Source organism: Bacteroides nordii (assembly GCF_019930665.1).
Taxonomy (GTDB): Bacteria; Bacteroidota; Bacteroidia; order Bacteroidales; family Bacteroidaceae; genus Bacteroides; species Bacteroides nordii.
Window position 1 is genome coordinate 2,620,362 of record NZ_CP082886.1, and the last position, 13,943, is coordinate 2,634,304.

The 13,943-nt window shown below is 41.0% G+C and carries 11 protein-coding genes; all 11 read right to left on the bottom strand.

Translation table 11 applies throughout. The features are described 5' to 3' along the window. Window positions 1–36 precede the first annotated feature (36 nt). Window positions 37–2,280, bottom strand: a complete 2,244-nt coding sequence (locus K8P02_RS10500) for a sensor histidine kinase (RefSeq protein WP_223382300.1) — start codon at window positions 2,278–2,280, stop codon at window positions 37–39. A gap of 10 nt (window positions 2,281–2,290) precedes the next feature. Next, window positions 2,291–5,557, bottom strand: a complete 3,267-nt coding sequence (locus K8P02_RS10505) for a TonB-dependent receptor (RefSeq protein WP_025867598.1) — start codon at window positions 5,555–5,557, stop codon at window positions 2,291–2,293. Between the two features lie 218 nt (window positions 5,558–5,775). Further along, window positions 5,776–6,255 (bottom strand): ferritin, encoded by a 480-nt coding sequence (locus K8P02_RS10510; RefSeq protein WP_002561504.1) that lies wholly within the window; start codon window positions 6,253–6,255, stop codon window positions 5,776–5,778. A 144-nt stretch (window positions 6,256–6,399) separates the two neighbouring features. Beyond that, entirely contained in the window at window positions 6,400–7,560 is a 1,161-nt protein-coding gene (lysA, locus tag K8P02_RS10515) for a diaminopimelate decarboxylase (protein ID WP_025867597.1), read from the bottom strand. A 109-nt stretch (window positions 7,561–7,669) separates the two neighbouring features. Beyond that, entirely contained in the window at window positions 7,670–8,989 is a 1,320-nt protein-coding gene (locus K8P02_RS10520) for an aspartate kinase (RefSeq protein ID WP_002561502.1), read from the bottom strand. 31 nt (window positions 8,990–9,020) lie between these two features. Next, window positions 9,021–9,716, bottom strand: coding sequence for a cell division ATP-binding protein FtsE (locus tag K8P02_RS10525; RefSeq protein WP_002561501.1), 696 nt, complete (start codon window positions 9,714–9,716; stop codon window positions 9,021–9,023). Continuing rightward, window positions 9,701–10,312, bottom strand: coding sequence for a bifunctional phosphoribosyl-AMP cyclohydrolase/phosphoribosyl-ATP diphosphatase HisIE (gene hisIE, locus K8P02_RS10530; protein WP_025867596.1), 612 nt, complete (start codon window positions 10,310–10,312; stop codon window positions 9,701–9,703). Before hisIE ends, K8P02_RS10525 begins: the two co-directional genes overlap by 16 nt. A gap of 53 nt (window positions 10,313–10,365) precedes the next feature. Next, window positions 10,366–11,127 (bottom strand): imidazole glycerol phosphate synthase subunit HisF, encoded by a 762-nt coding sequence (hisF, locus tag K8P02_RS10535; protein WP_223382308.1) that lies wholly within the window; start codon window positions 11,125–11,127, stop codon window positions 10,366–10,368. A 48-nt stretch (window positions 11,128–11,175) separates the two neighbouring features. Beyond that, complete coding sequence (hisA, locus tag K8P02_RS10540) at window positions 11,176–11,895, bottom strand: 1-(5-phosphoribosyl)-5-[(5-phosphoribosylamino)methylideneamino]imidazole-4-carboxamide isomerase (protein WP_025867594.1); 720 nt, start codon at window positions 11,893–11,895, stop codon at window positions 11,176–11,178. An 82-nt stretch (window positions 11,896–11,977) separates the two neighbouring features. Next, window positions 11,978–12,568: an imidazole glycerol phosphate synthase subunit HisH gene (gene hisH / locus K8P02_RS10545; protein ID WP_025867593.1), complete on the bottom strand. Its 591-nt coding sequence runs from the start codon at window positions 12,566–12,568 to the stop codon at window positions 11,978–11,980. 101 nt (window positions 12,569–12,669) lie between these two features. Continuing rightward, window positions 12,670–13,527: a formyltetrahydrofolate deformylase gene (purU, locus tag K8P02_RS10550; RefSeq protein ID WP_025867592.1), complete on the bottom strand. Its 858-nt coding sequence runs from the start codon at window positions 13,525–13,527 to the stop codon at window positions 12,670–12,672. Window positions 13,528–13,943: the final 416 nt, after the last annotated feature.

Consider the following 13,943-nt stretch of genomic DNA (forward strand, 5'->3'; position numbering starts at 1 on the left):
AAAGTATGAACCGGTAGCGGTTTTAGAAATCACGATTTAAGATACAACGTGGCAGGGAAGTATCACTGTAAATCGGCTTCCCTTAGACGGTTCGGACCAAAGTTCAATACTCCCTCCGGATTTCTCGACAATCAATTGACAAATGGATAGTCCAAGCCCTGTCCCCTGTGCAAATTCATCCTGTTTGTAGAAACGGCTGAAAATAATACGTTGTTCTTCTATAGGAATACCAATACCGGTATCCTCCACATAGATACGTACCTGACTTTCTTCGGGTACATAGCAATAACCCAATTTAATATATCCTTCTTTTGTGAATTTGGACGCATTGTTCAGAAAGTTAGTCAACACTTGTGTCAAACGATCCTGATCTACTTCTATTTCCATCGGAATATCATCCACCTCTTCAATAAAATCCAATTGATCAGGAATCAATACCTTATGAGTCGTATAAACCTTATTAACCAATTCCGACACCTGACATTTGCTCATCTGAAAAGTCATATTCCCCGACTCAATACGTGACAGTTCAAGAATATCATTAATAAGCTTCAATAGCAGTTCACTATTCCGGTTGATGGTGTCTATATATTCTATTTTATCTGATTCTTCCAATTCATCATCCATAGCCAGAATATTTGCAAAACCGACAATTGCATTGAGAGGAGTACGTATCTCATGACTCATATTTGCCAGAAATGACTGTTTAAGTTCTGCCTTTTCAGCCAGACGACGCGCATCGTCCAATTCCTGTTCGCGATCTTTAATGGATTGAATATTTAATAATAAACCGGCAGTCTTGGCTTGTCCGGAGACTGAATGGGAAGTTGTATAACGAAACTCCCACCACTGGTAACCCTGCCCATCAAAATCACATTTTAACTGTACTATTTTCTTTTTGGCCAATGGCAGATTCTCGCGGTTCAACTCAAACCGATTACGCTGATCGGGATGAACATAACTCTCCAATTCATCGATTGTCAACTTCCGGGGGACTTCATTTATCGATTTCCAGAAAGCATTTTCAAGTACAATACATTCATCCTGCAATTTCCAGGCATATGTATTCCCACCCTCAATAGACAGTGCCAGTGTTTCCTTCTCGTCTGCTAAGGCATAAAGAGCCATTTTCTTTCTCTTCTGCTCACGCAGATAAAGAAACATCAACAAGCTGAATATACTAAACAGCAACATGAAAATAAGCACCATTAATGTGATCCAGATGCCCCTATACTGTTCTTTAAAAGGCATATTGATAAAATGATACTTCTCCGGAATCCTTTTCTTATCCCACTGCAATTGCTTCAGTACCTGCCAGTCTACCAAAAACTCTTTCTTACTCTCGCATACAGGTATATCTGCCGGGGAAGCTCCTTTAAGAATACGAACAGCAACCTTTACTTCCTCACTTGCTTGTATAGTTATCGGAGTGATATATCCTCCCAGCAACCTCTCACCATATCCGAATGCTTCATTGATTACCGTCATCCCGGGGCTGGCTGAAACATTTCCCATATTTACCGTTGTAAAGTCGCGCTTCAACTGTATATAACATCCGTTAGGAACATATTTGCTAAGACTCCATATGAGCGCACCTCCATAGGAATTACTACCTCGCGCAGCCATCGTATTGAAAGGTATATAGCCTTCCTTCTTTACTAATGAATCTCTCTCTGCACTGCTATATTCAGGATGAACCACGCCCGTTACCTTTTCGTCTTTCAGCTGCTCCTTCATATCACCTTGTATAGCCCTGTCGAGAAACGTTTTATCCAATATTGCAAAAGGACGCACATTTTCTCCAAACAATTCTTTCGCCACATGAAAATTTGTCCTGTAATCTATCTTATCATGAAATCCGGTCACGTTAGGATATTGTTTTATCAATTCCCAATTCGGATAATTAACACCGGCAAACACTATCGGAACCTGCTTTGCCAAAGGGTGTCCACATTTCAGCAATGAATAGGTAGCCTGATCCTCATTCACCAAAATCACCTCCGGCTTCCAGTCCTTTAAAGAATTAAGTAACTGTCTCATTCTCTCCAGTTCCGGTTGCTCCTGATAGCTTTCACAATCCAGATAGAGCGTCCTTATATCCGGATCAATGCCTAATTTATTAAAATCTTCCTCTATCAACCGGTTAAAGTCAGGATAGGCAGCATAACTGAACTCATAAGAATGAATAACCAGTATACGACGCACCTCCTTTTCTGAACAGCCAGTAACAGATAACAGCAAAAAAAGCAGATATGTAAGTTTAAGAATTTTCTTATACATGTGTTTTTTACTAATAAAAGATATAACGTATACCAAACTGAAGCTGCCAGCAATTACCAGACAAACGATTGGGCATAAACGTTTCTGAAGGTAGTGTAACTATCCCGTCATTCGTCTGCGTCACCATAGTATAAACCGGCTCGTTTACTGCATTTACCCCCTTAAAGTTCAACAACTTATTAGTTCTGACACTCTTTGACACTCCCCAAGAACTATTCAACAAATTACCAATATTCATAATGTCTACACTAAACTGTAAAGTATTCATTGTCTTCCCGGCATTTATCCGGAAGTCCTGTGTAATACGCAAATCGATGCGATTAACCCAGGGCAGAAAGGCCCCGTTCGTTTCAGCATATTCTCCTTTATGTTTTTTAAGATAAGGATCCTGGTTTACAAAAGCCCAGAAAGCATCCCGTTGTTCTGCGGCTGTGAAGGTACGGTCTCCTACTTTCTGGTCTTGGAAGTTCAGTTCCGTTGAGCTGGACGGAATATACATCAAGTCAAAAATATAGCCATCGTTATTCATATCATTATCGTACAGATAAGAATAAGAGCCTTCACGTTGCCCGGTATAGAAAAGAGAAACAGACGTTGCGTAATTATGTGCATACCGTATAGCATACGATGCTTCTGCTATCAACCGGTGAGGAGAATACAGATAGGAGGCATTATGCAAAGTCAGATAGTTGGCTCCTTGCACAGAAGGTTCCTGTTTCCAGGCCCCATCTATCTGATTACTCTGATTATTAGAAAGTGTGCGCGAGCAAGTATAAGTATAGGATGCCATCAGATTCAATCCTTTTACCGGCATCATATGCAATGCAGCACTCAGGTTATAACTATATCCTTTATTCGTATTCGTCATCAGCATAGCATCCGTAATTTCCGGATGAATGTATTTCTCATTATTCCCCGGATAAAGATAACGTTTGTCGGGACCTGAAAAAGTAGACATCTTCGGATCATCCGGAGCTATCACATTAACATTCTGCTGTAAGATAGCATTGATATCTTTGATGAAAGTTCCTTCCAAAGTCATATCTGCCTTAAAGGGTAATGGCAACTGACAGTCCAGGGCCATTGATGTTTTCCATACCTGAGGAGTCTTGAAATTACGGTCGATTGTAATAATATTGTTTACAGCTCCGGGGTCCGTCGGGAAACGATCGGGAAATTGAGGAGCTACTTCCTGTAACACTTGTTGCGGCATACGAATGCCTGCAGCCAAAGCAGCAAGCAAAGGATCTCCCACAGTGGTTGTTGAAACGGTTGTTTGCAGCATACCACTTCCTTCCTGCATCTTTGAAAGAAAGATTAAAGGAAACCGACCGGTAAAAAGCCCTGTACCTCCACGCAGTTTGAGCCGGTTATCACCTAACAAATCATAATTAATACCCACTCTTGGAGAAATAAGTGGAGTGGCTTTAGGCCAGCTACCGGTACTCAATGCCTTTCCGTTAAAATCGTATCCGGTAATAGAAGGATTCTCATACCGTTTATTTACATAGAAAGGAATATCCATACGAACACCATACACAAGTTTCAAACAGGAAGATACATTGTAATCATCCTGTGCATATACCGAAAACTGATTGTAATGTACAGGCGATAATGCACGGTCTTCTCCTGTCAGTGAATAGGTCATTGCAAAAGCAACCGGAGCCATCCGGTTGACAAAGTCATCATAGCTGGCATACCGGTAATATCCCGCTCCATAACGCATGTAGCAGTTGGATACATCTTGTGATTCAAAGCTAAATCCCGTACCCAAGTTATGGGCTCCTATCTGCACGGAAAAATGATCGGTAATAGCCCATACTTTTTCTGTAATGCCATTTCTCCATGCATGCTGGTCATAACCGGCATTCATGAAAGCACGGTTTGTCCCTCCTTCATCGGGTTTCATAATATCTACTGTCGGGAAGTCTCCGTTACATTCACGTTTGTTACCATCATTAAAAGTAAAGCTTACCAATAGTTTATTATTCATCATCATCCCCAATCGGCTATTCAATTCAGCAGTCAAAGAGTTCACATTATTCAACTGCTTCCAGGTCGAATTTCGGAAAGTCATAGAGTAACGGCCCACCGGAGCCCCATTTATATTTAAAGCTGCGCCCACTACATTGTTATCTTTCTGCTGGGAAGTATAGTTATAACGTACCATGAGTTTATGGCGTTCTGAAATATTCCAGTCCATACGCACCATTGCACGGTAAGTATTTGTTCCTCCGCTAAAGTCCGTCCATGAACCTGTATCATAGCCATACATTGTTTTCAGATCATTGGAAAAGCGACGCATGTCCGCGTCGGTAACACGAGATATCAAATGTTCCACATCTTCTCTCCCATCAACAGAAAGTTTCCATTTATGCATCGGCTTCGGTTCATTCTCATACTCTCCATTGACAAAAAAGAAAAGCCGGTTCTTCACGATTGGCCCTCCCAAAGTAAAACCATAAATATTACGCCGCTCTTCCGAACGTTCACCCAAATCTTCCCCGTCCACTTTATTTCCACGGAGATTCTCGTTCTTAACATACATATATCCGGAACCACGAAACTGATTCGTACCACTCTTGGTCACCGCATTAACAGATGCTCCGATAAAATTAGTCTGCCGCACATCATAAGGAGCAACACTCACCTGAATTTCATCCAGTGCATCTATGGAAATCGGATTACCACCACCCGGTAAGACAGCTCCATCCAGTCCCATACTATTATTAAAGTTTGCTCCATCAATACTATAATTATTCATTCGTTGATCCCGTCCTCCAAAACCACTGCCATTGGCATAAGGTGATAGTTTTGTAATATCACTCAAACTACGGTTAATGGTTGGCAACCGATTGATATCCTCAATAGTTATATGTGTGGAAGCACCAGTTTTCTCACCGGCAAACTTTGAAGACATTCCTATCACTACCACTTCATCCAGCTCTGTCGACGAACTCAACATAGCATTACATGAATAATTCTCAGCCAACCTTAAATAGATATCAGTAAATACAGCTCTGCGATGACCCACATAAGATATTGCAATCCGATAAGGGCCACCGATACGCATCCCCTGCATTTGATAATTCCCCTGAAGATTAGTGATAGTCCTATAATGGGTTCCCGAAGGTTCATGAACAGCCATAACAACAGCACCAGGTAACGGTTCTTTATTTTCATCTGATACAAGACCACTCATTGAAGACGTAGTGACCTGAGCATAACCCACTGTATAGCAGAATAAACAGCAAATTAGAAGTATTATTTTGTTCATGCTTTTCACTTTATAAAGAAGATAAACGATCTTTTATCTTCTTTATGATAATTGCGACAAAGATAAATAAATTTCGCAAGAAGAAAGGACCTTCTTAAAAAAAATCTTATTATTCATATACAAAGAAAATACTGAGTAACAGACAGCCATTTTTCTCACATAAAAAAAGTCCCGAACAAATTGCCCGGGACCTTTTTTATGTAAAAAGAATAGTTCGATCAGCGTTTACCCAACTGAGCATCAATAAAGAAGACACCTGCATCACCTGCACGTTTCAACTTATCTACAATCTCCATAGCAGTAGCTTCTTCTTCTACCTGCTCACGAACAAAGCCCCAAAGGAAATCCTGTGTTGCATTGTCTTTTTCGGAAGAAGCAATGGCTACCAGGCCGTCAATCATTTTAGAAACATGGCATTCATGTTCATATACATGCTCAAAAACTTCCAATGGTGTACCCCATCCCGTAGGCACTACATCAATTTTGTCTACTTTTGCTATACCACCACGTTTTATGATATACCCGGCAATAGCATAAGCATGCTCCATCTCTTCCTGTGATTGCTTTTTCAACCAGGAAGCAAAACCGGTATACCCCTCTCTTTCAAGGTGGAAAGACATAGATAAATAAAGGTTAGCAGACCACATCTCTGCTGTAACTTGCTCATTCAGAACTTTCTGTAATTTCTCTGTCATCATAATAATTATATATTAGTGAATTAAACTCTTTACTTTGATTTCACAAGAAATATAAACATCGGTAAATCACTATCTGTAAAATCAGAATCCATTTTATATAAAAACAATTGACGCTTCTTATTTGTTCTAAACAAATTTAATTTTTCATACTAATTCATCCGATGTATACCCTTTCGGCAGTTCACGACAATTATAGGATGAAGCCATAATTTCGCCATATGCACCCGCAGAACGGAGCGCAATCAGGTCACCACGTTTCACTTTATTCAAATCGATCGCTTTACCGAAAACATCGGACGATTCACAAATAGGACCTACTACATCATAAGTCTGCATCGCCTCATCAGAAGTAAGATTCTCCATCTTGTGATGTGCCTGATAAAGTGCCGGACGAATCAAGTCCGTCATTCCGGCATCGAGAATAGCAAATTTCTTATTGGTGCCCTGCTTCACATACAACACCTTAGAAACAAGCGTACCACACTGCCCCACTACTGCACGTCCCAGTTCAAAATGCAATGTCTGATGCGGACGCAACTTCAACTGACCCGCATAGGTAGCAAAATAAGCCTTGAAATCAGGAATTGACTGACGATTGGGATGATCGTAATCAATACCGAGTCCACCACCCACATTAATATGCTTTACAAAAATCTGACGTGCCTCAAGTTTATTCTGCAATTCGTTTACCCGATTACAAAGAGCAATAAAATCACCCATATCGAGTATCTGCGAACCAATATGAAAGTGCAGACCGATAAAGTTGATATGCTTCATCCCCAAAGCCACATCTATCACTTTGTCCATATCTTCCATACTGATACCAAACTTATTCTCAGCAAGTCCGGTAGTGATATTTGCATGGGTATGTGCACCTACATTGGGATTGATACGAAAAGCAACATTTGCCACTTTTCCTTTGGCAGCAGCCAGTTCGTTAATAATCTCCAGCTCGGGGATAGATTCTACGTTAAAACAGAAAATATCATAATCCAATCCAAGTTCAATCTCCCAATCGGCTTTACCCACACCGGCAAATACAATCTTCTGTGCAGGGAAACCAGCTTTAATAGCTGCACGTATTTCGCCCCCACTGACACAATCGGCACCCAATCCACTCTCACGAATGATGGTGAGCACCTTCGGGTTTGCATTTGCTTTCACAGCATAATGTACGTCGAAATGTTCATAACGGGCTACTTCTTTATTGATAGCAGTCAGTGTGTCACGCAGCACTTTTGTATCATAATAATAAAAAGGGGTACGCAACTCACGAAATTTATCAATAGGGAATATTCCTTTCATAAAAGATACTTTGTTTTAGGTCTACCACAGAGAGGACAGAGGGCACAGAGTTTGAATTTCTTTTAATACCCTGTGTCCTCTGTGCCTTCTTATAGTAGATATGTGATTATTATTTTCCGTTGAACAGCATATCACTCAACGATTGTAACGCTACCTTCTTATCGCACTCACGGATAAGGAAAGAAATGTTGTAATTACTACCACCGAAGGAAATCATACGTACCGGAATATCACGCATCGCATCAAGTGCCTTGGCTTCAAAGCCTACATTTTCCCATTCAAGGTCTCCTACCACACAAATGATACACATGTCTCTATCAACCGTTACCGTACCATATTTCTTCAAGTCGTCCAGTATCTCGTTCAGATGCTTGGTATTATCTACGGTAACAGACACACCCACCTCTGAAGTACAGATCATATCAATAGACGTCTGATAGCTTTCAAAGATTTCAAATACTTTACGCAAGAATCCGTGAGCCAGTAACATACGGCTGGATTTAATCTTGATAGCAGTAATATTCTCTTTAGCAGCTACCGCTTTGATTTTTCCTTTCTCCGTATCGTTAGAGATCAATGTACCTGGAGCATCAGGAGCCATAGTATTGAGCAGACGTACCGGAATATTGGCATACTTGGCTGGCTGAATACAGGTAGGATGAAGAATCTTGGCACCAAAGTAAGCCAACTCGGCGGCCTCCTCAAAATGCAACTGACGCACCGGAGAAGTCTTGTCCACAATACGCGGATCATTGTTGTGCATCCCATCGATATCTGTCCAAATCTGTATTTCAGAAGCATTGATAGCCGCACCAATCAAAGAAGCAGTATAATCGCTACCGCCACGTTGCAGGTTGTCAATCTCCCCATAGGCATTACGACAAATGAAACCCTGTGTAATATAGATCTCTGCATCCGGATAGAGTTCCAGCTGTGCCAGCAATTTCTCCTTAATATAGATAGGATCGGGTTCTGCGTTTTTGTCAGTACGCATGAATTCTAAAGCCGGAAGCAGTACAGACTTCACGCCACACTCCTGCAAATAGAAGTTTACCATGGCAGTAGAAATCAGCTCGCCTTGTGCCAGCACTACTTTCTCTTCGAACAATGTGAAGAGATCCTTCGTATACGAACGAATGTAGTCGAAATGAGATTTGACAACTTCCAGAGCTTTCTGTTTATATTCCGGGGTAGCATAAAGTTCATCAACGTGCTGTTTATATTTAGATTCCAGCTTATTGATAATCTCGTTGGCACCTTCCGGATTCTTCTTGTACAGATAGTCGGAAATCTCCACCAATGTGTTTGTTGTACCCGACATAGCCGAAAGAACAACAATCTTTTTTTCACCATCGGTAATCAATTTGGCTACTTCCTTCATCCGCTGTGCAGAGCCTACGGAAGTTCCTCCAAACTTTAAAACTTTCATTTTCGTTACTGTATTAAAATTAGTATGTATATTAATTATTTTTCTCTGTAAATTCATCCGTCACATCATTGATATGATGCTCCGAACACCGGTATACACGTCCGGGATATTCGCGCAATAATTGCAGATTATGGGTAGTCATCACTACAGATGAACCCGATTCGCAAATACTATGCAACAATTCCACAATGGCCTTTCCAGTTTCCACATCCAGGTTTCCGGTAGGTTCGTCTGCCAGGATAATAGCAGGTGAATTTAGTACGGCACGCGCAATAACAATACGTTGTTGCTCACCTCCGGAGAGTTCGTTAGGCAACTTGTAACCTTTGTTACTCATGCCTACCAACTGCAATACTTCTTCAATACGCTCCTTTATCTCTTGCTTATTCTTCCAGCCGGTAGCACGAAGCACAAACTCAAGATTGTTATATACGGTACGATCTGTCAGCAACTGGAAGTCCTGAAAGACAATACCAAGTTTACGCCTCAGTTGCGGGATGTACTTACGTTTGATCGTTTTCATATTATATCCCAGCACTTCCGCTTCACCATCAGCGATATCGAGTTCACCATAGAAGGTTTTGAGCAGGCTCGTTTTTCCCGACCCTACCTTGCCTATCAGATATACAAACTCACCTTTGTGCAACTGTAACGTCACGTCACTCAGCACGCAAAGTTCTTGCTGATGTATCTCTACATTGTTATATGTAATCAGTGCTTCGTCCATGAGGCGCTATGTCTTACCTGCAATTCGCGTGCCAGGTCTTCGATGCGATAGCCTTTAGAAGTTAGCAGCACGATGAGGTGATATATCAAATCGGATCCTTCGTAAATCAACCGTTCATTGGTTCCATTAGTAGCCTCTATAACTGTTTCTACCGCTTCTTCACCCACCTTTTGAGCTATCTTATTGATGCCCGATTCAAAAAGGCTGGTAGTATAAGATTTCTCCGGCATCTCTTCGTGACGCTTATCAATAAAATCCTGCAGCAGTTTGAGAAACATTACAGGTTCTTCATTCTTTTCGCCCCAACAAGTATCTGTACCTGTATGACATACAGGGCCAACCGGGTTAACCTGAATCAACAGTGTGTCATTGTCACAATCGGCTTTGATAGAAACCACATTCAGGAAATTACCGCTCTCCTCTCCTTTGGTCCAGAGACGATTCTTGGTACGGCTGAAAAAAGTTACTTTCCCGGTCTCTACAGTCTTGTCATAAGCTTCCTTATTCATAAAACCAAGCATCAGCACCTTACGGGTGTCATTATCTTGTATGATAGCGGGAACAAGCCCATTCATTTTATCAAAATCCAACATCATTCTATTTACGATTTAACGATTTACTATTTACGATTGAAATTACTTCTCCCCTCTCAATTCTCCCTTCTTACAGTAATTCCCTGACTGCAAAGATACGATTTTAAATCGGGAATTTTGATTTCTCCGAAATGAAAAACACTGGCAGCCAGCGCAGCATCCGCTTTGCCAAGAGTGAAAGCATCCCGGAAATGTTCCATCGTACCGGCCCCTCCCGAAGCGATAATAGGTATAGAAAGTTGCCCGGCAAGCGAAGCAAGTGCTTCATTGGCATATCCGGTCTTCACACCATCATGATTCATGCTGGTAAAAAGTATCTCTCCGGCACCCCGTTCCTGAGCCTCTTTGGTCCATGTCAGCAATTCTTTATCAGTTTCTATACGGCCGCCATTCAGGTAACATTTCCAACCATTTTCAGTCATCTTGGCATCTACGGCAAGCACGCAAACCTGCGAACCGAAGTGCTTTGCTATATCATCAATCAATTGCGGATTACGAATGGCAGAAGAGTTTACAGATATTTTATCGGCACCGGCATTCAGCAAACGATCCACATCACTCAATTCATTGATCCCTCCTCCCACTGTAAAAGGGATATTAATATTAGCAGCAATTCGTTTCACCAATTCGGCAAAGGTCTTACGCCCTTCATGACTGGCGGTAATATCAAGAAAAGTCAGCTCATCAGCTCCCTGTTCGCTATAAGCACGTCCCAGTTCAACCGGATCACCTGCCTGACGGAGGTTGACAAAATTGGTTCCTTTTACAGTCTGCCCATCTTTTATATCAAGACAGGGAATAATTCTTTTTGCTAACACGATACTAATATTTACGATTGGACAATTTACTATTTACGATTGAAAATACTATAAAAAACGGTAGAGATCTTTCAAGGTGATATGTCCTTCATAAAGCGCTTTGCCGAAAATAACGGCAGGCACTCCGGCTTCATGGAGGGCTTCAATATCATCCATGTTACTGACTCCACCACTTGCTATCAGATAGAGAGTGGGGTGTTCAGCAAGTATCTCTTTATACAGTTCAATAGAAGGCCCGGCAAGCATACCGTCACAACTGATATCCGTACAGATCACTTTCTCTATCCCTTTATGAATATACTCTTTCAGGAAAGGGAAAAGATCACAGGCACTCTCATCTTTCCAGCCATTGACAGCAATCTTATGATCTTTGACATCGGCTCCAAGAATAATTTTCTCACTGCCATACTTGTCTATCCAACGGCAAAACAGTTCAGGATTCTTCACAGCTATACTTCCTCCGGTTATCATCTCTGCACCACTCTCAAAAGCAATAATAAGATCCTCGTCACTCTTTACCCCACCACCAAAATCGATAATAAGAGAAGTACGGGCAGCTATTTGCTCTAACGTGCGGTAATTTACCACATGATGAGAGGCAGCCCCGTCAAGATCTACCACATGCAAGCGACGAATACCGTTGGCTTCAAACTCCTTGGCCACTTCCACCGGGTTCTCATTATACACCTTTTTACTGTCATAATCTCCCTGAGAAAGGCGAACGCATTTCCCATCGATAATGTCAATAGCTGGAATAATTTCAATCATATTATTATTTACAATTTGACGATTTACGATTTGACGATTGAAAATACATCAGACTGTACTCTCCATCGTATAATCATGAAAGTTATAGATCCAAAAAGTTTCTCAATATCTTCTCTCCTGTCCCACCACTCTTTTCAGGATGAAATTGTGTAGCGTAATAATTATCTTTATGCAAAGCAGCACTGAATGGGTGTATATAATCTGTCTCGGCAGCCGTAAAATCACAAACGGGTACATAGAAGCTATGTACAAAATAGACAAATTCATCCTGCGTGAAACCCTTAAAAAGTTCACTATTCAGATGTCCTATCGTATTCCAGCCCATATGCGGTACCTTATCCTCATGCTTGTGTGGGATAAAACGTTTTACCGGCACATCAAAAACTCCCAAACAGTCCACATCCCCTTCTTCAGAATAACTACACATCAACTGCATCCCCAGGCAAATACCTAACACCGGCTGACGGAGATTCTTGATCAATTCATCCATCCCGGTAGCCCGCAAGTGATTCATGGTAGTCTCAGCCTGTCCTACTCCAGGGAAAATCACCTTATCGGCAGCCTGCAACACCTCCTTATCAGCAGTGATCACAGCCTCCACTCCAAGACGCTTTAAAGCATAGTCTACAGAGCGGATATTCCCGGCATTGTATTTTATTACTGCAACATTCATCCTTATTTAGTTGACAGTTGACAATTGACGATTGACAGTGAGTTCAAATAACCAGACGCTTACAACGCAGCAATTGTCCACTGTCAATTGTCAATTGTCAACTAATTAAATATTACCGTTTTATTTTTATAAGCCAATACCTTGCGTTCGATATGCTTCTGCACGGCACGCGAAAGTACAATTTTCTCCAGGTCCTTACCCTTATTAACCAGATCTTCTATCGAATCTTTATGTGTGATGCGCACAACATCCTGTTCTATAATAGGTCCGGCATCCAACTCAGTCGTTACATAATGACTGGTAGCACCAATAATTTTCACACCTCTTTCAAAAGCAGCATGATAAGGTCTTGCACCTACAAAAGCCGGAAGAAAAGAGTGGTGAATATTGATAATTTTATTAGGATAAGCATTGATCATCTGCTCTGAGATAACCTGCATATAACGCGCCAGGACAATAAATGTGATGTTATGTTTAGCCAGCAGTTCCATCTCTTTACGTTCCTGCTCTTCCTTCGTCTCTTTTGTGATAGGGAAAAGGTAGAAAGGAATACCGAAACGCTCTGCCACATGCTGCAAATCGGGATGATTACTAATGATCAGAGGAATTTCCACATTCCACTCTCCTGCCGTATACCGTGCCAACATATCAAAAAGACAGTGCGACATTTTGGATACAAATATAGCCATCCGTGGTTTCACATCTGAGAAATAGAGACGGAAATTCATGCCATACTTCTGGGCGTAGAGTGTTTCAAAATAATCTTCAATCTTTTCCTGAGGAACCAGGAAATCTTTCAATTCCCATTCAATACGCATAAAAAAGATGTTTTCCACATGGTCTACGTACTGGTCCAGATAGATAATATTTCCTTTGTTTACCGTGATAAAGTCTGTCACCTCGGCCAGGATACCCGGTTTATCGGGACAGTGCAATAACAGTTTGGCAGTTGTCATCATTGTTTCTACTATTTTACTAATTCATGCAGCGTTGTTTCACTGCCTGCGATTTTAGCTTGCAAAAATAACTAATTATTGCAAAATAGCGAATAATTTGAGCAAAAAGTTTACTTTAAAAGCAAGAAATAGATCAGATAGAAAGATTGGAGTTCAAAATTCAAAAAGAAATAAAGAAAATAATGTCATCATTTTAAGGTATTCAACCGCACGACAGGCAGAAAAATATACATGAAACGAGATACAAAGATACAGATAGAGGCAAAACAGCACCATATATTACTGTATTACAAGCAATTAAAAACTACGTACTTTATAGATATAAACTATCTATTTTAATACTGCTTTAATTAGGTATTTAACGCACCATTAAATACGTACTTTTGCAGCACATAAAATCAATTGTCTAATCTACGAAG